Source organism: Aeromonas sp. s7(2024), assembly GCF_040907825.1.
GTDB lineage: Bacteria > Pseudomonadota > Gammaproteobacteria > Enterobacterales > Aeromonadaceae > Aeromonas > Aeromonas veronii.
Genome location: NZ_JBFOCM010000023.1, coordinates 222,812 through 244,570 on the forward strand (window position 1 = coordinate 222,812; position 21,759 = coordinate 244,570).

The 21,759-nt window shown below is 59.3% G+C and carries 20 protein-coding genes; 10 read left to right on the forward strand and 10 right to left on the reverse strand.

All coding sequences use genetic code 11. The features are described from left to right. Positions 1–22: 22 nt before the first annotated feature. Positions 23–670, reverse strand: a complete 648-nt coding sequence (gene mocA / locus AB5Y73_RS10705; protein ID WP_265781917.1) for a molybdenum cofactor cytidylyltransferase — start codon at positions 668–670, stop codon at positions 23–25. Between the two features lies 1 nt (position 671). On the opposite strand from mocA, the gene yqeC reads away from it, so the two are divergent. Further along, positions 672–1,520, forward strand: a complete 849-nt coding sequence (yqeC, locus tag AB5Y73_RS10710; protein WP_107683036.1) for a selenium cofactor biosynthesis protein YqeC — start codon at positions 672–674, stop codon at positions 1,518–1,520. A 27-nt stretch (positions 1,521–1,547) separates the two neighbouring features. Next, on the forward strand, positions 1,548–3,140 hold the full coding sequence (gene yqeB, locus AB5Y73_RS10715) for a selenium-dependent molybdenum cofactor biosynthesis protein YqeB (RefSeq protein ID WP_107683037.1): 1,593 nt from the start codon (positions 1,548–1,550) through the stop codon (positions 3,138–3,140). A gap of 70 nt (positions 3,141–3,210) precedes the next feature. On the opposite strand, the gene AB5Y73_RS10720 is transcribed toward yqeB, so the two are convergent. Next, complete coding sequence (locus AB5Y73_RS10720) at positions 3,211–4,134, reverse strand: DMT family transporter (protein ID WP_181497335.1); 924 nt, start codon at positions 4,132–4,134, stop codon at positions 3,211–3,213. A 261-nt stretch (positions 4,135–4,395) separates the two neighbouring features. Here AB5Y73_RS10720 and AB5Y73_RS10725 point away from each other — a divergent pair, with 261 nt between their 5' ends. The 4 genes from AB5Y73_RS10725 to AB5Y73_RS10740 all read left to right on the forward strand — a co-directional run bounded on the left by AB5Y73_RS10725 (position 4,396) and on the right by AB5Y73_RS10740 (position 8,711). Beyond that, positions 4,396–5,517, forward strand: a complete 1,122-nt coding sequence (locus tag AB5Y73_RS10725; RefSeq protein WP_107683039.1) for an ABC transporter substrate-binding protein — start codon at positions 4,396–4,398, stop codon at positions 5,515–5,517. Between the two features lie 99 nt (positions 5,518–5,616). Beyond that, positions 5,617–6,669 carry an iron ABC transporter permease gene (locus AB5Y73_RS10730; protein ID WP_107683040.1) on the forward strand — a complete coding sequence of 351 codons (1,053 nt, stop codon included), beginning with the start codon at positions 5,617–5,619 and terminating at the stop codon, positions 6,667–6,669. Continuing rightward, positions 6,662–7,432 carry an ABC transporter ATP-binding protein gene (locus AB5Y73_RS10735; protein WP_107683041.1) on the forward strand — a complete coding sequence of 257 codons (771 nt, stop codon included), beginning with the start codon at positions 6,662–6,664 and terminating at the stop codon, positions 7,430–7,432. Before AB5Y73_RS10730 ends, AB5Y73_RS10735 begins: the two co-directional genes overlap by 8 nt. A 55-nt stretch (positions 7,433–7,487) precedes the next feature. Continuing rightward, positions 7,488–8,711 (forward strand): MFS transporter, encoded by a 1,224-nt coding sequence (locus tag AB5Y73_RS10740; RefSeq protein ID WP_107683042.1) that lies wholly within the window; start codon positions 7,488–7,490, stop codon positions 8,709–8,711. Positions 8,712–8,864: 153 nt separating this feature from the next. Here the strand turns inward: AB5Y73_RS10740 and arcC are convergent, their stop codons facing one another. The 5 genes from arcC to ygeW all read right to left on the reverse strand — a co-directional run bounded on the left by arcC (position 8,865) and on the right by ygeW (position 15,313). Beyond that, positions 8,865–9,797 carry a carbamate kinase gene (gene arcC / locus AB5Y73_RS10745; protein ID WP_107683043.1) on the reverse strand — a complete coding sequence of 311 codons (933 nt, stop codon included), beginning with the start codon at positions 9,795–9,797 and terminating at the stop codon, positions 8,865–8,867. A gap of 95 nt (positions 9,798–9,892) precedes the next feature. After that, positions 9,893–11,317 (reverse strand): dihydropyrimidinase, encoded by a 1,425-nt coding sequence (hydA, locus tag AB5Y73_RS10750; protein WP_118854775.1) that lies wholly within the window; start codon positions 11,315–11,317, stop codon positions 9,893–9,895. A 114-nt stretch (positions 11,318–11,431) separates the two neighbouring features. Further along, positions 11,432–12,649 carry a YgeY family selenium metabolism-linked hydrolase gene (locus AB5Y73_RS10755; protein ID WP_040070003.1) on the reverse strand — a complete coding sequence of 406 codons (1,218 nt, stop codon included), beginning with the start codon at positions 12,647–12,649 and terminating at the stop codon, positions 11,432–11,434. A 139-nt stretch (positions 12,650–12,788) separates the two neighbouring features. Beyond that, positions 12,789–13,988 (reverse strand): diaminopropionate ammonia-lyase, encoded by a 1,200-nt coding sequence (dpaL, locus tag AB5Y73_RS10760; RefSeq protein WP_107683044.1) that lies wholly within the window; start codon positions 13,986–13,988, stop codon positions 12,789–12,791. 137 nt (positions 13,989–14,125) lie between these two features. Beyond that, positions 14,126–15,313 carry a knotted carbamoyltransferase YgeW gene (ygeW, locus tag AB5Y73_RS10765; protein ID WP_005336811.1) on the reverse strand — a complete coding sequence of 396 codons (1,188 nt, stop codon included), beginning with the start codon at positions 15,311–15,313 and terminating at the stop codon, positions 14,126–14,128. A 607-nt stretch (positions 15,314–15,920) separates the two neighbouring features. On the opposite strand from ygeW, the gene AB5Y73_RS10770 reads away from it, so the two are divergent. Further along, on the forward strand, positions 15,921–16,514 hold the full coding sequence (locus AB5Y73_RS10770; protein ID WP_107683045.1) for a hypothetical protein: 594 nt from the start codon (positions 15,921–15,923) through the stop codon (positions 16,512–16,514). Between the two features lie 41 nt (positions 16,515–16,555). On the opposite strand, the gene AB5Y73_RS10775 is transcribed toward AB5Y73_RS10770, so the two are convergent. Then, positions 16,556–17,560, reverse strand: a complete 1,005-nt coding sequence (locus AB5Y73_RS10775; RefSeq protein WP_107683046.1) for a Wadjet anti-phage system protein JetD domain-containing protein — start codon at positions 17,558–17,560, stop codon at positions 16,556–16,558. Positions 17,561–17,772: 212 nt separating this feature from the next. Here AB5Y73_RS10775 and AB5Y73_RS10780 point away from each other — a divergent pair, with 212 nt between their 5' ends. From AB5Y73_RS10780 to AB5Y73_RS10790, 3 genes are all read left to right on the forward strand, one after another. Continuing rightward, positions 17,773–19,014 (forward strand): triacylglycerol lipase, encoded by a 1,242-nt coding sequence (locus tag AB5Y73_RS10780; protein WP_107683047.1) that lies wholly within the window; start codon positions 17,773–17,775, stop codon positions 19,012–19,014. Positions 19,015–19,491: 477 nt separating this feature from the next. Continuing rightward, the gene (locus AB5Y73_RS10785; RefSeq protein WP_005352285.1) at positions 19,492–19,695 is read left to right on the forward strand and encodes a hypothetical protein; all 204 of its coding nucleotides are present in this window, start codon (positions 19,492–19,494) and stop codon (positions 19,693–19,695) included. Positions 19,696–19,993: 298 nt separating this feature from the next. Further along, on the forward strand, positions 19,994–20,620 hold the full coding sequence (locus AB5Y73_RS10790) for a heme-binding beta-barrel domain-containing protein (RefSeq protein ID WP_042055942.1): 627 nt from the start codon (positions 19,994–19,996) through the stop codon (positions 20,618–20,620). 36 nt (positions 20,621–20,656) lie between these two features. Here the strand turns inward: AB5Y73_RS10790 and AB5Y73_RS10795 are convergent, their stop codons facing one another. Together AB5Y73_RS10795 and AB5Y73_RS10800 are read right to left on the reverse strand one after the other, a co-directional pair. After that, positions 20,657–21,184, reverse strand: a complete 528-nt coding sequence (locus tag AB5Y73_RS10795; protein WP_234829655.1) for a hypothetical protein — start codon at positions 21,182–21,184, stop codon at positions 20,657–20,659. Between the two features lie 158 nt (positions 21,185–21,342). After that, positions 21,343–21,729: a septal ring lytic transglycosylase RlpA family protein gene (locus AB5Y73_RS10800; protein WP_181294872.1), complete on the reverse strand. Its 387-nt coding sequence runs from the start codon at positions 21,727–21,729 to the stop codon at positions 21,343–21,345. Positions 21,730–21,759: the final 30 nt, after the last annotated feature.

The window sequence follows — 21,759 nt, forward strand, 5'->3', positions numbered from 1 at the left end:
CCGTTATCTTTTTTAAACTGGGTTATTTCGTGGGCTCGCTCTCATTTTCAAGAATGCCACCCAGCAGCGCCTGATAGCGCTCCGGGGTATCCACATCAAACAGGATAGCGGGGCTGTCAACTGGCACCATACGGTGTGGATGCCCTTGCAACCAGCGGCGCACCGAACCTTGTGCCGGCGCGGTAGCCAGCTCCCTTGCGATGGATTTTGGCAGCAACACCGGATGACCCGCCTCCCCCTGCCAGGTGGGAAAGAGTGTCTCACAGCCCCGTGTCTGCCAGAGCTGTTGATAGACATCGCGCGGGATACAGGGGAGATCCCCGTGGCTGATAAAGAGGTAGTCAGCGTCACTGGCCGCCAGGGCGCTGCGGATGGAGCTGCCCAGCCCCTGCCGATAGTCGGGGTTGTGGACGACAGCAATATCCGGCCGTGATCCGTAGCGCGCTTGAAGTTCCTCGCCACGATGGCCCACCACCAGAATAACCCGCTGACAAAAAGCCAAGGCATTTTTGAGACTTGCATCAAGCATTGTCCCCTGGCAATAAGGTAGCATCATTTTCCAGGTACCCATTCGGGAAGATAAACCCGCCGCCGTTATTATACAGTCACACTGCACCTGTTCCTGGCAACGTTGTTCCCCACTCCCTTCGATATTTATTTTGGTCGTCATTATGTCGCTACCATATGTTGTTGCTGTCGCATTTCCAGATATAGATCCGCTATTAAACCCGCTCACCAAAAATATTGATAGCCATACCACCTTAATTAGCCTCTGCGGCGCCGGTGGAAAAACCAGCACCCTGTTCTGGCTGGCGGAATATTTTTATCAACAGGGTAAAAGGGTGCTAATTACCACCACCACCAGGATGTTTCTGCCTGCCCCGTCACACTATCGGGAATTGATTATCGAGACGGATCCCGTTCGTCAACTTACCCGCTGTCAGGCGCTACCGGATGGCCCGGCGCTGGTTGCCCTGTTCAGCCATCTCGACGAGCGCACCGGAAAGGTGGCGGGCCCCACGCCCCAGCAGATTGATCTCATCAAGGGGCAGCAGCGCTTCGATCTGATCCTGGTCGAAGCGGATGGCGCCCATCACAAGTTATTGAAAGTGCCCGCTTTGCACGAACCTTGCATTCCCCAGAACAGTGATTGGGTGATCGCCCTGACGGGCGGCGCCATGGTGGGGGCCAAGGCCGACCCGCAGCAGATCCACCGCTGGGCAGAGCTTCAGGCCCTGTGCGGGATAGAGGCCGGTGACCCCCTCGACTGGGTTCTGTTTCACCAGCTGCTCTCCCACCCCGAGGGGCTGTTCAAGGGCACCCCGGCCAAGGCGCGCCGGATCTGGTTTATCAATGGGGATTATCAAAATGAGGCGTCGTGGCTCGATGAATTGATAAAGCTGCATAGCCGCCACCCCGAGATCTATGCCATCTGGCAGGGGGCGGTTCGCGAGCCACAGCCCATTCGCCACGCACTCGGTTACTTCGCTCAGGATGAGGCACAGCCGCCTCGCCCATGATGGTTTCAGGATAAGAAGAGGTACCTTATGAATCTGTTTGCACACGCAGCCCGACTGGAACAGGAGAACACGCCATTTGCCATGGCCCAGATCATCGAGAGCCGTGGCTCCACCCCCCGCCATCAGGCCCAGATGCTGGTGATGGCCGATGGCCAGATCCTCGGCACCATCGGCGGCGGCATGATCGAGCGGCTGGTGATCGAAGAGGCCGTGGCGGCCATTGCCGAGCGCAAGCCGCGCATCTTCCACGGCCGGATGGCCCGCAACGGTGAGCATGCGGTCGGGTCGGACTGTGGTGGCGCCATGTCGGTCTATATCGATATCTACGGTCTGCGCCCCCGTCTGGTATTGATCGGCGCCGGTCACGTCAACCGGGCGCTGGCCCATGCAGCCGCGCCACTGGGTTTTGATATCCATGTTGGCGACTGTTTTGAAGGGAGCCTCAATCCCGATCACTTCCCCGTCGGCACTCACCTCAAACAGGCTGATACCATCAGCGCGGTGATCGAGGCGCTGGCCATCGAGCCCGCCAACTTCGTTATCATCGCCACCAACCATCAGGACAAGGAGGCGCTGGAGCGGCTGATAAGCCGTCCCCTCGCCTATCTGGGGCTGCTCGCTAGCAAGCGCAAGGTACAGACCTTCACCCAGGCGCTGCGCCAGCAAGGGGTGAGCCAGGAACAGTTGCAGCGGCTGCACGCCCCCATCGGTTACAACATAGGAGCCGAAACCCCGGAAGAGATCGCCATCAGCATCCTCGCCGAACTGCTGCAAGTGAAAAACGGCAAATCGGGTGGGCTAATGCAGGATGACGTGCGGCTCAAGCGGGATAAGCTGGTGGTGATGCGTGGCTCCGGCGATATCGCCACCGGGGTGGCGCTGCGCCTGCACAATGCAGGCTTCAAGGTGGTGATGCTGGATCTCGACAAACCCACGGTGATCCGTCGCACTGTCGCCTTCGCCCAGGGGATGTTTGACGGCGAAACAAGCGTCGAAGGGGTACGAGCCAAGCGGGTCGAGAGCGTCGAACAGGCGTTCGAGCAGCTGGATCGGGGCGTCATTCCGCTACTGGTTGACCCCGACTGTGCCACCCTCGCCGAGCTCAAGCCCCACTATCTGGTGGATGCCATCCTCGCCAAGCAAAATCTCGACACTCACAAGGAGATGGCCCCCATTACGGTGGCCCTTGGCCCAGGCTTTGAGGCGGGACGCGACTGCGATGCGGTGATCGAGACCAACCGTGGCCACCATCTGGGCCGGGTCATCTATCAGGGCCCCGCCCAGCCCAATACCGGTATTCCCGGGGTGATCGAGGGGCACTCCGCCCGCCGGGTGGTGCGCGCGCCCGTCGCCGGAGTGATGAAGAGCATTATCAAGCTCGGTGATCTGGTGCAGGAGGGAGATGTGATTGCCCATGTGGGGGATGCCCCTATTATCGCGCCGCTCTCCGGCATGGTGCGGGGGCTGCTCAGCGATGGCATCGAAGTGCCTATCGGCTTCAAGATTGGCGATATCGACCCGCGTGGCGAGCGCGCCGATGCCACCACGGTATCGGACAAGGCACGCGCTATCGGCGGCGCCGTGCTGGAAGCCATGATGCATCTAGCCCAGCGCAGATAAGAGAGTGTTCTTAAAACCAAAAGGGCTCGCCATGATGGCGGGCCCTTTTATCTCTTCGCTGGCAATCGGCTCAGCCGTGCTTGATACGGGTCTCCCCCGCCACCGACACCACGGAGCGTTTGCCCTTGTGACTGATCACCAACAATGCCAGCACGATAAGGGCGATGCCGCTCCCTTCCACCGGCCCCGGGTTTTCCCCGAGCAGCCACCAGGAGAGCAGCACGCCGGTCACCGGCACCGCCAGAGTGCTGAGGCTGGCGATACCCGCTGGCAGTTTTTTCAGCACAAACAACCAGAGACTCCAGGCTATGGCGGTGGCGAAGATGGCGCTATAGGCCAGCGCCCCCATCACGTAGGGCTGCCAGTCGATGGGGCGCTCCGGCACCAGCACCGCCACCAGCGCCATCACTACGGTTGCGTAGATCATCTGCCAGGTGGTGAGGGACATCAGATCCACCCCGGGATGGCGGGCATACATCCGCTTGGCGATGATGGCGCTGATCCCCCAGCAGATGCCGGAGAGGATCGCCAAGAGGGCACTCTTGAGGGATTCAAGATGCAGCAACCAGGGCTGGATCACCAGCAGCAGCCCGCAGGCCGCCACTCCGACCGCCAGATAGTGCAGCTTGCGCATCCGCTCGCCGAGAAAGAGCGCCGCGAAGATCACCACCCAGAACGGCATGGTGTAACTCAAAATGGCCACCTTGCCCGCCCCGCCGCTGATCAGGGCCCACTGGGCCAGCCCCACCATGCCGCAGGTCTGGAACAGGGCGATGGCCAAGGTATAACGAAACGGGGTGGGTTTGAGATAACGGCGGCCGCGCAGGGCCAATACCAGCAACAACACCAATGAACCACACAAGCAGCGCAGGGCGGTGAACTCGAACGCCCCCGCGTAGAGCATCACCTGCTTCATCACGATCCAGCTGTAACTCCAGATGGCGGTGAGCAGGACGAGTCCCCCCAGCGCCGCCATATTGATCTTTGTGCTCATTACTCTGCCTTTTTGGCGCCTGTGCGCCTGCATGCCGGGCTAACCAGCCACGAAAAGGACCATCTTACTCTTGTGGGGGCCGACAGCCCAAACGTGTACGCCCCCTGAAGAGGGGCGTTGGCGAAGAACCTTGCCAAGGTGGGCCTCGAACGACCAACACGCTATATACGTCCCTTTATGACCCCTGGTAAAATCGATTGCCATCATCAAATGCAAATGCTAATACTTCTCACCCCAAAATACTTTCAAGGTTTTCACAAGATGTTTCGTCACCCCCTGGCAAAGTTGCTGCTGCTCGGTCAGCTCGCCCTGATGAGCTGGATGGCGCAGGCAAATCCCCCGGTTGAAGTAGAAGATGTGATGGGCCGCAAGGTCTCCCTCAGACTTCCGGCCAGCCGTATCGTGCTCGGTTTCTATCCCGAGGATTATCTGGCCGTGGCCGGTGAAGGCGGCGCCGATCGGCTGGTGGGCATGTCCCGTGGCTGGTTCGTCAAGTCCCGCCCCGCCATCTGGTCGCTCTATGTGGCCAGCCTGCCGCAACTGGCCAAGGTGCCTGACCTTGGCAATGTGCAGGATCAGAGCTTCTCCATCGAGAAGACCCTGGCGGTCAAGCCCGATCTGCTGATCCTGGCGAAGTGGCAATATGAGGCCCTCGGCCCGGATCTGCCACGCTTCGAACAGGCCGGGATCCCGGTGATGGTCATCGACTACAACGCCCAGACCCTGGAGCGCCACATGGAGAGTACCTTGCTGCTGGGCAAGGTGACAGGTCAGGAAGCTCGTGCCCAACAGATGGCCGACGAATACAAGACCAAGATTGACATCATCACCTCCCGCGTTGCCAACGCGAAGCGCCAGCCCCCTCGGGTCTATATCGAGCTGGGGGACAAGGGACCTGCAGAATACAGCTACACCTATGGCAAGGACATGTGGGGCGCGATGGCCCTGCTGGCCGGGGGTGACAACGTCGCGGCTCCCTTCGTCGAGCGCTGGGGCCCCATCCATCCTGAGCAACTGCTGGCGAGCAAACCCGAGGTCATCCTGATGGCGGGCTACGAGAGCGTGAGCAGCGCAGAGGCGATGCAGGTCGGCCAGGATGTGTCGGCCGAGACGGTGCGCCAGCGTCTGCAGGGTTTTGCCGCCCGCCCGGGCTGGAGCGAGTTGCCCGCCGTACAGCAGGGGCGTCTCTATGCGGTCTATCACGGCGCCACCCGCAGCATCATGGATGCAGCTCTCATCGAGTTCATGGCCAAGGCCCTCTACCCGGATCTGTTCCAGGATCTCGATCCCCTGGCCACCTATCAGGGCTTCTACCAGCGCTATCTGCCCATCCGCCCCCAGGGCACCTTTATGCTGGGCATCAAGCAGGGTGACGCAAACTGAATCCGGTCGTTCGGGCTTTGCCTGTCTAGGCAAAGCCCTCTTCATCCCTCTTTCACCCTTGTGGGCGCCTCTCATGGCGCCCGTTTCAGGATTGTCATCATGAATGATTTGGCTGCCCTCCAGCAGACCCTCGCCCGCCAGCGGCAACGGGAGCGCCGTCGCGGGCACTGGCTCCTGCTGCTCACCCTGGTGCTGTGCATTACCCTGGTTCTCGACATCGCCACCGGCCCCTCTCTGCTGCCACTGGGCGAAGTGGTCGATGCCCTGCTCGCCCCCGCCCAGGCAGATCCCATGACCCGCACCATAGTCCATGACATGCGCCTGCCCATCGCCCTGATGGCGCTGGTGGTCGGTGCGGCGCTGGGCCTTGGCGGCGTCCAGATGCAGACTCTGCTGGATAACCCGCTGGCCAGCCCCTACACCCTGGGGCTCGCTGCCGCAGCGGGGCTCGGTGCCGCACTGGCGCTCTATACCGGCGGTCTTGGGCTCCCTCCTCTGATTGCCATTCCGGCTGGCGCCTTCATCCTCTGCATGTTTGCCGCGAGCCTTTTATTTGGCCTGGCCATGATGCGCCATGTCAGCAGCCAGACCCTGATCCTGGCGGGCATCGCCCTGCTGTTCCTGTTCCAGTCCCTGCTCTCCCTGCTGCAGTTTCTCTCCTCCCCCGAGCTCAACCAGCAGATCCTGTTCTGGCTGTTTGGCAGCCTGATGCGCACCACCTGGGACTCCCTGATCATCACCGCCACCGTCACCCTGATCTGCACCCTGCTCATCTACCGGGATGCCTGGGCCCTCACCAGCCTGCGTCTGGGGGAGGCCCGCGCCCGCAGCCTCGGGGTCAACGTGGACAGACTGCGCATGAAGACTCTGGTACTGGTCGCCCTGCTCACCGCCACTGCCACCAGTTTCGTCGGTGTCATCGGCTTCGTTGGCCTGGTGGCGCCCCATATCGCTCGCATGTTGGTGGGGGAGGATCAGCGCTTTCTTATCCCGCTCTCGGCCCTGTGCGGCGCCTGCATGCTCTCGGCGGCCTCGGTGCTCTCCAAGTCCATTATTCCAGGGGCCCTCTTTCCCATCGGCATCGTCACCGCTCTGATTGGCGTGCCCTTCTTCATCTGGTTGATCCTCGGCAGGGGGCGTAAACGTGCTTGAAATATCCCGACTCACCCTCTCCCTCGGCCAGCAGACCCTGCTGCGAGAGCTCAACCTCACCCTGCATCCGGGTCAGGTCCACGTGATCATCGGTCCGAACGGTACCGGCAAGACCTCCTTGATGCGCACCCTCTTTGGTGAACTGACCCCGGATGGCGGCGATATCCGCCTGGGGGGCCAGAGTGCCCGCCAGATGACGCAGGCCAAGTGGCGCCAGCAGTTTGGCTACATGCCCCAGAACATCCAGCTGGAGCTGGACTTGAGCGTCATCGAAGTGGTGGTACTCGGTCGCCTCGACAGCCTCTCCATGCGTCTGGCGGACGAGGACATCCTGGCGGCGGGCCGCGCCTTGCAGGCGCTCGGCATCGCCCATCTGGCGGATCGCCCCCTCTACTCCCTGAGCGGCGGCCAGCGGCAGATGGTGCTGTTTGCCCAGGTGCTGCTACGCGATCCCCGCATCATGATGCTGGACGAGCCGGTCAGCGCCCTGGATCTGCACCACCAGATGCAACTGATGGAGCACCTGTGTCAGCAGACCCGCGAGCAGCAGTGGATCACCCTGGTGGTGCTGCACGATCTCAACCTCGCCGCCCAGTTTGCCGATCAGCTGATCGTGCTGGCAGACGGCGATCTGCAGGCCTTCGGCCCCCCCGCCCGGGTGCTCGACGCGGCCCTCATCGAGCGCCTCTACCATGTGCCGGTGGAGATAAGCCACGATCAGCGCGGCATCCCCTTCCTCAGAACCGTGCGAAAGGCGTCATGACAGAGCGCAGCACAACCCCTGCGGCCCCCTCCCGACATACAAACGGGAGGCGAAGATGAACAGCGCCTCCTACTGGCGGGACTGGCAGGGCATGAGCCCGGCAGCCCGCCTGCTTATCACCAACGGGCTGGCCTTCAACCTCGGCTTCTACATGATGATGCCCTTCCTCGCCCAGCACATGGGTAGCGGGCTGGGTCTCGCCGGTTGGGCCTGTGGCCTGGTCATGGGGATGCGGGTCTTCAGCCAGCAGGGGCTCTTTCTCTTGGGGGGCACCCTTGGGGATCGCATCGGCTATCACCCAGCCATCGTCTGGGGCTGCCTGGTGCGCTCCATAGGCTTCGTGTTGCTCGGCTGGGCCGAGTCCCTGCCCATCCTGCTGCTGGCCGCCGCCCTCACCGGCTTTGCGGGGGCCCTGTTCACCCCTTGCGCCCAGGCGTATCTTGCCAGCGAATGCCACAACCCGAGCCAGCGTCAGCGCGCCTTTGCCCTGCACAATCTCGCCAGCGAGGCGGGCATGCTGCTCGGGCCCCTGGTTGGACTGACACTGACCCAGCAGAGCTATACCCTGACCGGCTTGTTGGCGGCGAGTCTGTTCGCCCTGCTCGGCGTGCTGCAATACCGGGTGCTGCCCAAACGCCCGGTGAGCCACCAGAGTCAGCGTGGCGCCATTTTGCGCCAATGGAGAGAGATAGTGCGCCAGCGCCCATTTATCGTGTTTACCCTGCTGGCGGGCAGCTACCAGATCCTGTTCCACCAGCTCTATCTCGCCCTGCCCGCCCATATCCAGAGTCTGCCGGACGCCACCCACCTGCTCGGCGGCGTCTTTACCCTCTCGGCGGTGATCGGCGTCCTGCTCCAGCTACCAGCCTCCCGTCTGGTAGAGAGGCGTCTGGGAGTGCCGCTCGCCATGGGGTTGGGTATCGGGATGATGGGCTTGAGCTACCTGGCTCTACCGCTGCTGGCACCTTGGCCGACGGTAGGCGTGTTGACGCAGGTAGCCCTGCTATCGCTCGGATCCATTCTCTGCTTCCCGCTCTTTGCCGCCCAACTGCCCCGCTACGCCCCTCCCGAGCAGCTCGGCAGCTACTACGGCTTCTATGCCAGCGCTGGCGGCTGCATGGCGCTCTTTGGCAACCTGCTCATCGGTTTTATGTTGGGGGATGCGGGCAGCCGCCCCGCCACAGTCATCTGGCTGCTGCTGGCGATGTTTGGTTTGCTCGCCGGTATCGGCCTCTACAAGTTTCTGCCATCCACAAAACCCGGCTGCCACTCCAACTAGCCCCATTGCCACTCCCACAGAGCGGTTCATCTGGCCTGCAGAACACGATCGACAGTGATGATCCGTCACCGCCATCCCAATAAAACTGAGTGTGGAGCCAAGGATCCACACTCTATCAGGGGGCCGGATGCCCCTGTGGATCAGTACGCATGATTACAGGCTGATCACGGTCCCGGTCTTGCCAGCGATCCCCTCGGCTGCCTTGTCCAGCAGGGTGATGAGGGATTTTCGCCCCGGCATGGAGGTCGCGAACGAGAGCGCCGCCTCCACCTTGGGCAGCATGGAGCCCTTGGCAAACTGCCCCTGCTCGATAAAGCACTGGGCATCCTCCACGCTCAGCTGATCGAGCCACTGCACTTCGGGCTTGCCGAAGTTGATGGCCACTTTCTCTACCGCGGTAAGGATGATCAGCATATCGGCGTCGATGAGCTCCGCCAGCTTGGCACTGGCCCAATCCTTGTCGATCACCGCGCTGGCACCGCGCAGGAGATTGCCCTCGCGCAGCACCGGAATGCCGCCGCCACCGACGGTGATCACCACCTGACCAGCGGCCAGCATGGCAGATACGGTCTCTTTCTCGATGATATCGACGGGTTTGGGGGATGCGACCACCCGGCGATAGCCACGGCCGGCATCCTCTTTTAGCCGCTCGCCCCTGGCCATCAACGCCTCGGCCTCCTCCTTGCTGAAGAAACCGCCGATGGGTTTGCTCGGGTCGAGGAAGGCGGGATCGTTTTTATCCACCTCAACCTGGGTCACCAAAGTGGCAACCGGTTTGTGGATGCCGCGTTCAAGCAGTGCCTCGCGCAGGGCGTTTTGCAGGTCATAACCGATATAACCCTGACTCAGGGCCACGCAGACCGACATGGGCAGATGGGGCGCCTTGGAGTCATGACGGGCCGCCACCTCGAACGCCTGCTGGATCATCCCCACCTGCGGGCCGTTGCCGTGGGTCACCACCACTTCATGCCCCTGGGCGATCAGGTCGGCAATGGTGCCCGCCGTGCTCTGCACCGCCTTCATCTGCTCGGGCAGGTTGTTGCCCAGCGCATTGCCACCAAGGGCCAGTACGATTCTCTGTTTCATCTTGTTATCTCCAGTGATGGGACAAGCCGGCGCAATACCGGCCCACCTTTCGTTGTTCACATAACCTTGCTGCTCTGCGTGTTTCGAACGGATTGTCAGCCGGTCACTGTGGGGCAAGGCGAGTGCAGCTCCGGCGCCAACGCCGGATCAAAGGGCGCTCTGGCCAGAAAACGGCCATGCCCCCGTTGTCCGGTAAACTCGCCGTCGCGGGCCACTATCTCGCCGCGACTGAGGGTCATCCTGAGCTGGCCGGGGCAGCGCATCCCCTCGTAGGGGCTGTAGTCGCCGTTGTCGTGCAGCAGTGGATGGGAAATCAGGGTGTCACCGCGGGGATCCATCAGCACCAGATCGGCGTCAGACCCCGCTTGCAGGTTGCCCTTGCGCGGCCAGAGGCCAAACAGGCGCGCCGGGTTGGCGCTGGTGAGAGCTACGAAGCGCGACGGCGAGATGCGCCCGCCCAGCACCCCGTGGGCAAACAGCAGCAGCATCCGGTTTTCGACCCCGGGCAAGCCGTTGGGGCAGCGGCTGAAATCGCCCCCCGAGAGGGTCATGCGCTGGGCGTGAGAGAAGTTGCAGTGATCGGTCGCCACCGTGTCGATGTCACCCGCAGCGATGCCAACCCACAGCTTGTCCTGCTCGCGGCGCGAGCGCAGCGGCGGGCTCAGCAGATAGTCGACCCCGTTCTCCCTGTAATAACACTGCTCATCGAGCAGCAGATATTGCGGGCAGGTCTCCACCCAGACCGGCAGCCCCTGCCGGCGCGCCAGTTTCAGATACTCCAGCCCCAAGCCATTGGAGAGGTGGACGATATAGAGCGGCGCATTGCCAGCGAGCCCCGCCAGATTGATCATCCGGGCCACCGCCTCCGCCTCGCACTCCAGCGGGCGGCTTTGCGGGTGAAACCAGGGCTCACAGTGGCCTGCGGCCAATAGGGCCGCACGGCGCGCCGCGATGGCGGCATCGTTCTCGGGATGGACGGTGGCAAGCGCCCCCACCTCTTTGAGGCGGGCCAGGGCGCGCAACACGTCGTGATCACTCAGCTTGTACTGGTAGGTGAGATAGAGCTTGAAGCTGCTGATCCCCTCCTCCTGCACCATGGCGGCCATCTCGTGGAGGATGGCGTCATCCACATGCTGGACAACGCCGTGAAAGCTGTAGTCGATCACCGCCTGATCGGCGGCATAGTCGTGATAGCGGACCAGCTGGTGATGCAGGTTACACCCCGCCGGGCCAAATCCCATGTGATCGACGATGGTGGTGGTGCCACCACAGGCGGCGGCACGGGTACCGCTGAAAAAGTCATCGCAACTGCGGGCAATGCCTACGTCGATGTTGAAGTGGGTATGGACGTCGATGCCACCCGGCATCACATAACAGCCGCTGGCATCGATCACTTCGGTCTCGCCATCGGGCTGGATAGCGGTGGCCCGCGCGCGGATCACCCCGTTATCGATCAGCAGATCCTGACGATATTCACCCTGTGCATCGACCAGCACACCGTTTTTGATCAGCCGTTTCATCCCCACCACCTCGAACATCACTTCAAACAGCAAAGCCCCGCCTCAATGGAGACGGGGCACTTGCCACACTTGCGACAGCCGGGCGGCGATGGCAGTCACCACCCGGCAGACCCCTTACTTGTCCAGCTCAGCCAGATAGAGCATGGGGATCACGGCGTACATGGCGGCGCACTTGACCAGATGCTCTTTCCAGGTCTTCTCGTTCGGGGCGTGGGCCTCCGGCTCTTTACCCGGGCCAAAACCGATCACCGGAATACCGTGGCGACCCATGATGGAGACCCCGTTGGTCGAGAAGGTCCACTTGTCCACCACCGGCTCCTTGTTGAACAGCTCGCGATAAGCCTTGGAGAGGGTTTTGACGGTGATGTGATCCTCTTCCACCTTCCAGGTCGGGAAGTAGCACTCGGTCGGATAGACCAGACCGGTGTAGGCCGGACGGTCGTACTGGTACATGGAGACCTCGGCCCCGGCAGCTTGCACCGCAGGCAGGGCGCGGATCTCGTCGAGCGCCCCTTGCCAGGTTTCACCCCAGGTGAGGCGGCGGTCGATGGAGACGGCGCAGCTGTCTGCCACGGCGCAGCGGCTTGGGGAGGTGAAGAAGATCTCGGAGACGGTCAGGGTGCCCTTGCCGAGGAAGTCATCATTGCCGAGGTTGTGGCTCAGCTCCTGCAGCTCGCCAAGGATGGGGCCCATCTTGAAGATGGCGTTGTCACCGCGCTCCGGCGCAGAGCCGTGGCAGCTGACCCCCTGCACATCGATGCGGATCTCCATGCGGCCACGCTGGCCACGGTAGATCTGGCAGTCGGTGGGTTCGGTACTGACCACGAACTCGGGGCGGATCTTGCTCTGCTCGATGATGTACTGCCAGCAGAGGCCATCGCAATCCTCCTCCTGTACGGTACCGGTCACCAGCAGAGTGTACTGATCTTCCAGTCCCAGATCCTTGATGATCTTGCCCGCATAGACCATGGAGGCCATGCCCCCTTCCTGATCGGAGGCGCCGCGGCCACCGATGATCTCGTGATCTTCCATCCCCTCATAGGGGTCAAACTTCCAGTTGGCCATGTTGCCGACGCCCACGGTATCGATGTGGGCATCCATGGCAATCAGGTGCGGGCCGTGGCCGATATAGCCCAGCACGTTGCCCATGGGGTCGATCTCGACCTTGTCAAAGCCAACCTTCTCCATCTCCTGCTTGATGCGCAGCACGACGCGCTCTTCATCGCAGCTCTCGCTCGGGATGGCAATCATGTCGCGCAGGAACTGACTCATCTCGGCCTTGTACTGGTAGGCCTTCTCCAACACCATTTCAAACGGAATTTGCTTGCTCATTGTGATTCTCCATAACAACTGAGAGTGCGCGGCCTGTTCGTCGGCAGCGCCCTGTGCCCGTTACCGCGCCCCGTTGGCGAGGCGCGATCAATGCTTCAATTCGTGTCTCTGCTCTCGCAGGGATTACCCACAGCCGGGGTTAATCGCAGGCAGGATGTTTGCCTTCCCACACCACTTCCCGGTAGTGCTTCACATCGGTGTCCCCTTCGGTGTTGATGATGAGTACCACCGAGTTGCTATCCAGCCCCAGACGTTCCATCAGCGCCGCGCGATCCGGGTGGTGGCGCACTGCCGCCAGCACGCCGGTACCAACCGAGCCGGACTCACCGGAGATGATGCGGGGGTCATTGCCAAGAGGGTTGCCCAGCACCCGCATGCCCAATGCCGACACCTTGTCGTGGCAGGAGATAAACTGGGTGGTGCAGCTCTTGAGCAGCGGCCAACCAAGCGGATTGGGTTCGCCACAGGCGAGACCGGCCATGATGGTGCGCATGTCGCCCCCCACGTTGACCATCTCCCCCGCCACGCCGGAGCGGTAGATGCAGTCGGCCTGATCCGGCTCGACCACGATGCTGTGCAGATTTTTCGCCCCGAAGCAGTCCACCAGATAACCGAGCACCCCGCCCGCCAGCGCCCCGACCCCGGCTTGCAGCAGCACGTGGGTCGGCTGCTTGATGCCCATATCCTGCATCTGCTCGACCGCTTCGTCGGCCAGGGTGGAGTAACCCTGCATGATCCAGGTCGGGATCTTGGTGTACCCCTCCCAGGCGGTGTCCTGAACGATGTGCCAACCGCGCTCTTCGGCCATCTTCATGGTCAGGCGCACGGTGTCGTCGTAGTTCATGTCGGTAACGATGCACTCGGCACCGAGATTGAGAATGTGGTCAACCCGCTCCTGGGCGGAGCCCTTGGGCATGTAGACCACCGCATGCTGGCCCACCTGCTTGGCGGCCCACGCAACGCCGCGACCGTGATTGCCATCTGTGGTGGTGGCGAAAGTCATCGGCTCCTTGATGGTGCGTTTGATGAGATCGAAGGAGAAATCCTCGACGGCCACCCCGTACTTTTCACAGAGCAGGTTGGCGATGGCATAAACGCCACCCAGCATCTTGAAGGCGTTGAGGCCAAAACGCTTTGACTCGTCTTTGACCAATATATTTTTCACCCCGATATAGGCGGCCAGATCTTTCAGGTCGCACAATGGGGTCGGTTCATAACCGGCCAGTTTTTTATGAAAAGCGCGAGCCTTTTGTGCTTCGGCGCGAGAAAACAGCGGAGATGGCTCGGCGGTAAAAAAGCGGTTATCGGCAATATCCATCTTCAAAGAAAATTGGGACATGCTTACCTCACTAGGCGTTACCTGACAAAGAGCTGCCTCGCCGGGAGATCCGTTATTCAGATAACACGGAGAGAAAACTCAAAATAATGGGTTCGACAGTGTGGGCAGGATGAATATTCACCCTGCCCTGCCATTATTTATTTCACCCGCTTTTGCGCCTCTTTAATCAGATTTTCCAGGGTTTCTGCCGGGGCGGAGAATTTACGGGCCATGATCATGGCGGCAATAATATAGGGCTTCCAGCTCGCCTCTTTGTAAGTGGCGATACGGTATTTCTCGAATACCCCTTCGGTTACTTCGCCCTCTTTGCAGGAAACGCCGGAAATATCGGCCGGTAGGCAGTGCATATAGAGCGCTTCGCCCCCCTTGGTGAGTTTCATCATCTCTTCAGTGCAGTGCCAATCCTTGTGCTTGGCGTTCTGCTCCAGACAATGTTTCTCCAGCTCCTTGAGGCCGGCGTGGTCATTGGCACGCAGCAGCTCGGTGCGCTGCTCCATCACCTTGTAGGGGGCCCAAGACTTGGGATAGACGATATCGGCGTCCTTGAACGCCTCTTCCATGGAGGTGACCTGACGGAAGCTGCCGCCGGAGGCCTTGGCATTCTCCTTGGCCACTTCGATTACGTCCGGGATCAGGTCATAGCCTTCCGGGTGGGCCAGGGTCACGTCCATACCAAAGCGTGTCATCAGACCTATGATGCCTTGTGGCACGGAGAGCGGCTTGCCGTAGCTCGGGGAGTAAGCCCAGGTCATCGCAATCTTCTTGCCCTTGAGGCTCTCCAGGCTACCGAAGTGCTCCTGTAACCAGGCGAGATCAGCCATCGACTGGGTCGGGTGATCAATGTCGCACTGCAGGTTGACCAGCGCCGGACGCTGGGGGAGCACCCCCTTCTCGAACCCTTCATCCAGTGCGGCGCCCACTTCGCGCATATAGGCGTTACCGGCACCGAGGAACATGTCGTCACGGATCCCGATGGCATCGGCGCAGAAGGAGATCATATTGGCGGTTTCACGGACGGTCTCACCGTGGGCGATCTGGGATTTGCCCTCGTCCAGATCCTGCTGGGCCAGACCGAGCAGATTCAGGGCAGAGGCGTAAGAGAAGCGGGTTCGGGTGGAGTTATCGCGGAAAACCGAGATACCGAGCCCGCTGTTAAACAATTTGGTGCAGATATTTTCGGCGCGCAGGGTCTTGAGGGATTCGGCCAGTTTCAATACCAGCTCCAGCTCCTGAGGTGTTTGCTCCCAGGTCAGCAGAAAATCTTTTTCATGCAGGTTGGATTTGAGTGCTCTGATCTCTTTGATTAATTCGTTAACTGCTTTCATCGTTCGCCCCAATCATTGGATGAGATATGGATAGCTCCCCTTTCACTCACGATGTCACCAGCATCCCGGTTGTGGGTGAGCGCGTCGGTTAGCGTCGATATGAGGCAATCAATAACCGTGCCAAACCAATAAAATGCAGGCAGATATTAATAAATTGCGAAAGTGTGTGATGCCACCCACAAAATCAGCGGCTATTTCAGCGGTTTATTCCATAAAAAGATGGATGGGGTGGCCGAGCGATAAAAAAGCCGGGTGATAATAATCAGTGGCGATATCTCGGCATCGGTGAGAATTATCATCAAAGGTCAGTTTCAGGGGCTGAAATGATATCAGCGGGGCTGTCGTTATCATTATGATAATGCCGTGCAGCACCTTGCTCTTTTGTTACGAGCTCTTCTGCAGAAATGTCTCGGCCATCTCGCCTCCCCTGCACTCCCGTATCACCTCTCGCCTTATCTTCCGGCCACATCGCTGGGCGCGGTTGGCCCAAGGTGCTAACGTGAATACGCCAGCTGCGCATCTTTCTCGGATGCTCAGGAGAGGACGACGTTTACTGCCGCAACTGCGCGGAAGAACCTGCATGACTTACATCTTTGAGGGATTATCTATGTCCAGGAATGCCGCTCTGCTCATCACCCTGACCCTGCTCGGGATCGCCCCTGTCCACGCCATCAGCGCCAAATATGCCGAGCAACTGGAGCGATCCGGCTGCACCCAGGTTACCGAGGCGCAGGGCTGTGACATTCACAAAACCAAAGCGGAAAATGCCAAGGCGGGATTTAGCGCGGCCGCCCCAGCCGCGGAGGGCGGTCTGAATCTGAGCTATGAGCAGAAGCTGGAGCGCTCGGGCTGCACTCAGGTGAGCGAGCTCAATGGCTGCGATATCAACAAAACCAAGGCTGAGAACGCGGCAGCCGGTGTTGGCAATGCTCCGGCCGCGGCAACCAGCGACAGCCCCTATGCGGGCAACTGGATCGCCACCTTCCCCCAAACCGGCGCCACCGTGGCCAATATCCGCATCGATGGCAAGGATCAGGTGTGGGTCAACGACAAGAAGGTCAATGCCAAGAAATCCGATGGCGCGCTGGTGTTCAAGGATGGCATGGTCATCTACACCATTCAGGGTGATCGCCGCATCAAGGGTGAAGACGGCTGGGTCGATAATGATGCCGGCACCAAGGGGCCCATCAACGCCAAGTAAACAGCTGACCACGAAATGACGGGGAGCGCGGGCTCCCCGTTTCACACCTGATTGCCCATCGCTTCCAATGACCAGCTCCGCCAGTGAGGGGCCAGAATCAATACCTCCTGCTCCAGCCAAGTCCCGTCTGTGATCAGTTTATCGAGCCAGGGAACGCCTGTCGGCGTGCCATGATCATCGACCTGATCAGCCTGCGTCGTCACACGCCAGGGCACCTTGCCACTGTCCGTCGCAAAGGTGCGCACCGGACGGGCATAGTGCTCCAGATAAGGTTGCAACTCACAGGGGAGCCAGAGCATGGCAGGACGTTGTAGCTCGCGCGCCAGCTCGATGGCAATATCGATACCCCGTTGATCGAGATCGCCAAAATGGGCCCACTGCACGCCCGCAGGCAGCAGCGGGATCAGCTGTTTGGCCAGGGTGGTATTGCGACCGGGAGCAAAGAGCAGCAGTTGCCCGGGTTGCAGTGGGTAGTCGACAAAGGCCCCCTTGTTCTCCACCGTAATGACCCGCTCCCCTTGCCAGCCGATGGCCGCCAGCGTGCCCAGAGTCCGCTCCGGCAACGCCAATTCCCCCAGCAGCGCCATCATTGCCGTCATATCGTGCTGCTGACCTTGCCGATCGACCAGTGAGAGCGGGTCGAGGGAACGGATGCGGATCACCTCATCCTGCGTGAGCGACAAGTTCGCAAGCTGTGGCGCTGCAAAGGGTGCAGACCGCGGATGCTTGCTGTCCCCATGCCAGAGGGCATAAAAGCAGGCCTGATTGAGCCGTGCAGGCAAACTCACTCCCAGACGTTGCAGCTGCTCCCCCTTGTCCGGTTCGGGGGGCGCAGCCCGTGCCAGTTGTCCGGTCAGAAAAGTCCGCCCCGCGTCGGTCAACACATAATGAGCACCTCGGCCAACCGGCTGGATCCCGCCCACCGCCTGCAACAGCTCCTTCAGCTCCCTACCATGCCGGCTCTCAAGAGAGCAGCCCTTCTCGTTCTGGCTATCGAGCAACCGTGCACACAAATCCTGTACCCGCACCTCATCAAACAGCGACATCCTTACCTCTCCATGTGGCTTCATATGACGAAGTAGAGGTGATTTTCCCTGTCATTACCGTGACCGGCTTCGCAAGCGGTTCTTATCAGCCCCGCCATGCATGGCCCGTTACTGGTAAACCCGCCACAAAGGGAGCAAGCTGGTTTGATATAGAGATACGCTGCGCTCTTCGCGGCACGACAACGCGATACCCGCTTCCACAAGGGCTTGCCATGACCGACGCCACAGACCCCTCGCCATCCTCTTCTTGGCATCTTTCGGATATCCGCGAACTGGCGCACCTGCTGACTCTGGCGCTGCCCGCCGCGGTAGTGCTCACCGAAGCAGTGCATCAGGCGGTACTGAGCAGTATGGGGCTCAAGGGACGGGATGAGGGAAAAACAGCCGGGATCACCGGGCTGGTCTACAAGGGGGTACATGGTGCCGCCAACACCCTGGGCAGCGGCATCAACGAACTGCTCAGCCGGCTGCCAGCCACACCGCCGCCCCACCAGCTCCCCGAAACCCCGAAACGTGCGGCCCTGATCGCCACGCTCAACGGCGTGTTGGGGGACAAGCTGGTCGAGCACCACAATGCTCTCGCCACCCCCATGATCCTGCGCTATCAGGGCAAGCCCCTCGATTGGCAAGCAATGCCGGAGGATCTACCCCGCGAGGGACGGGTGCTGCTGATGATCCATGGCCTCTGCATGAACGATCTGCAGTGGAAGACCGAGCATCAAGGCAAACCGGTCAATCACGGGGAGCAACTTGCCGCCGCGCTTGGCTATCAGCCTCTTTACCTGCGCTACAACTCGGGCCTGCCCATTACACAAAACGGGCAGCAACTTGCCCTGTTGCTGGAGCAGTTGCTCGCCCACTGGCCGGGAGAGCTCAAAGAGATAACGATAATGGGCTACAGCATGGGGGGACTGGTTGCCCGCAGCGCCTGCCACCATGCCGGCGTGGCCGGGCTCACCTGGCCTGCGCACCTTGCCAACCTGATATTTCTCGGCACACCACACCACGGCGCACCGCTCGAACACGCCGGTCACTGGCTGGAGCAGTTGCTGCCCGCTACCGCCTACAGCGAGCCCTTCGTCAGACTGGCGCGGCTGCGCAGTGCTGGCATCAAGGATCTGCGCCACGGCAAGGTGGTCGATGAAGTGGCCCAACCCGACCCCGCCGCGCCCTTGCGCGATCCTCGCGTCCCACTCCCCTTGCCCGGTGGCGTCAACTGCTATGCCATTGCCGCGACCACTGCCGCCAAGCGCAGCCTGCTGGCCGACCGGCTGATTGGCGATGGACTGGTGCCCCTTCGCAGCGCCCTCGGCCAGCACAGCGAGGCGCGCCATCAGCTTGCCTTCCTGCCCGGCCATAACCTGATTGTCTATCGCACCAGTCATATGGCCCTGCTCGCCAGCCCGCAAGTGGGCCAACAACTGCTGCGCTGGCTCGACCCCTTGCAGCCATAACACAGGCTATTAAAGCAACAGAGTGCTGGTTCACAAAGGATCCCTGTGGCACTCTGGGACGTCAAAGGGAAGACCCACACTGACACCTGATGTGTCCCCACTGCAAAGGAGCGCCACCGATGGCCAAAGCAAGCAAGAAAGAGCTCAAGAAGAAGATCGCCGCTCGTCTTGAGAAAATTGCCAAGCATGAAGGCAAGATCAAGAAGCTGAAGAAGGCCCTGAAGTAGGGCCCATCGCATAAGAAAAACCGCCAATAGGCGGTTTTTTCATCCCCCTTTCGCCCCTTTACCATCGTTTTGATACCAATGGCCTTGATGTAAACGCCTCAAGCGCACCTCAGCAGAACAACCCGACTGAAGCCACGCACGTTCTCATCGCTGATATTTGGTCTAACAGCGCCAATCGGGCGCCGCGCGCGCCCATGCCAGCAACTACCTTCAACGGAGTGTTTGATATGAGCCAGCAGTGGAGCGCCATATGTACTCTTACACCCTCACCTTCAAGGAAGATGTCGATCGCCTGACCGCCCCCGAGCAGGAGATCACCTTGCAGAGCCCTGCCCAGGCGGGGGATTTTATTATCCTCTCCGACGGCAGCCGCCATCAGGTGATGTTTGTCACCCACCGCGCCCACTACAGCAGCCTCTATCTCGATAAAGGGGTCAGGGTGCCGCAAAGTTAGTGGCTATCGCCTTCAATTGATGGGGTTGAGTGAAATATTCACGCCGGAGACATAATGATCATCGCATCATGTCAATGTTCCTTTATCTCTATCACGATATATCTGAGGAAGCGCGATGAAAAAATACAACATTGTCTTATATCAAATTCAATTTATTTAGCCACGAAAAAGCAAATCATACCTCACAAAAACGAACCACCATCACTCAATATCATTGACCACATCCTTGGTCCGTTATAACAATTACTTTGCTGAACATATTTATTCGCAAGTCATTATTAGTGATGGAGTTATCATAATGAATAAAGTTATCTTACCCATAGCATTAATTACCTGTGCCACGCTCGCTCACGCAGAGTCCAGCACTATTATCAACGGTCTGGATTTTGGTCCATTAGCTCAGTTGGCTGGCACATGGAAAAGCACCGATGCTGGTGGTGTAGATGTAGCACCCGGTCAGGAGGGTAGCAAAGTTGGCAAAGGGGGGCCGGCAGTGGAACCCTTTTACGAAGTCATTACTTTTGAACCGGCTGCCGATGCTAAAAATGCCAGCGAACAATATCTGGTAGCCATGTATTACAAGCAGGAAGTATTCAGAAAAAGTGATAATGGGAAATTTCATGACCAACGCGGTTATCTGATTTATGACAAGACCAATCAGCTCGTTTACAACTCATACTGTATACCTCGTGCAGTCTGTGTGGTCACTGAAGGCAAAGCGGGTAACAAAATCGAGTTCAAGACGGGCAAGCGCGGTATTGCGGAAAGCAATTATATGACCATTAATGATTCCACCACGGATTTCTCGATGACTCTGGACTTCTCAGAGAAAGATCTCCTCAAATACAGTCAAACCACCAACCTGATGGTGTATGGCAAGCCATTCGCACACTCCGATAGTGCATCCCTGACCAGAACCAATTGATGTTTCATGGCCAAGGTATTCATTACCTTGGCTTTTTTATATTCGTCGATAATCTATCCTGATGGCATCCCTATCCCACTCGGGATTGAGCACACCGGCATACCAGAGTGTCAGAATGACATCCATCTGATTGTTATGCTTCACAACCTTGCCGCTCTTACAGGCCGAGATTACCTCCAGCCATAACTGCTCGGGATTGATCGGTTTGGTAATATCCTTGTGTGACAATAAATCAATGGCAGCCAATACATATGCTCTGGTTTTGGTCGCAGCTACATAATGAACTGGCATGATGCAACTGATACAACCAAGACTGCAAAGAGTCAGAAAAGTTACCTTTGGATTATTTTTAAATTTTCCTGTACTGATATCATCACCAAATGCTTCAGCAATAGCCATATCCCAGGCGGTGACATGACCGTAATTATTCTGTACCATCAGATGAACAGCTCTCAGCGCTGCACCACCATATTTACCATAGATAATCATCACTAATCCCTCCGTTTGACCCATAGTAAGGCCGAACAGGCGAGATAAGCTAAAATAAATATCAATCACGATCATCGATTTTTTCCATTGATAACAAATCCATTTTTAGCTGAATTAAATATTGATCCATATCAATGTTATATCTTTATCTACCGAAAGGCTGACTGGTCGATGTCAGCCTTCCAATATCATTCATCAACATCCATTTTCGTGTATAAACGGGTTCACCCAGCCTAGAGCACCTCTATTTTTACTTTGATAATCCCGTCGCGAATATTGCCGATGGTGCTAAAAGCCGATATGGAGAGATCGATAATACGCCCGTTTTTAAAGGCTCCGCGGTCATTGACCTTGACCACTACGCTCTTGCCGTTGGCGAGGTGGGTGACCCGCACCATGGAGCCGAAGGGCAATTCCATATGGGCGGCGCTATTGAGGTTGTTGCGATAGATCTCGCCGCTGGCAGTCTTTTTGCCGTGATAGCGGTCGGCATAATAGCTGGCATAGCCGGTTTCGCTATAGCCGCGCCAGCTGCCGCCGTGGCTCTCGTCATAACGGCTGCTACAGGCGGCCAGCAGCAGGCAAAGAGATAACAGCAGCCCTTTCTGGATACATCGCACCTTTCCCCTCTCCTCTCTTCTTCTTTTCGC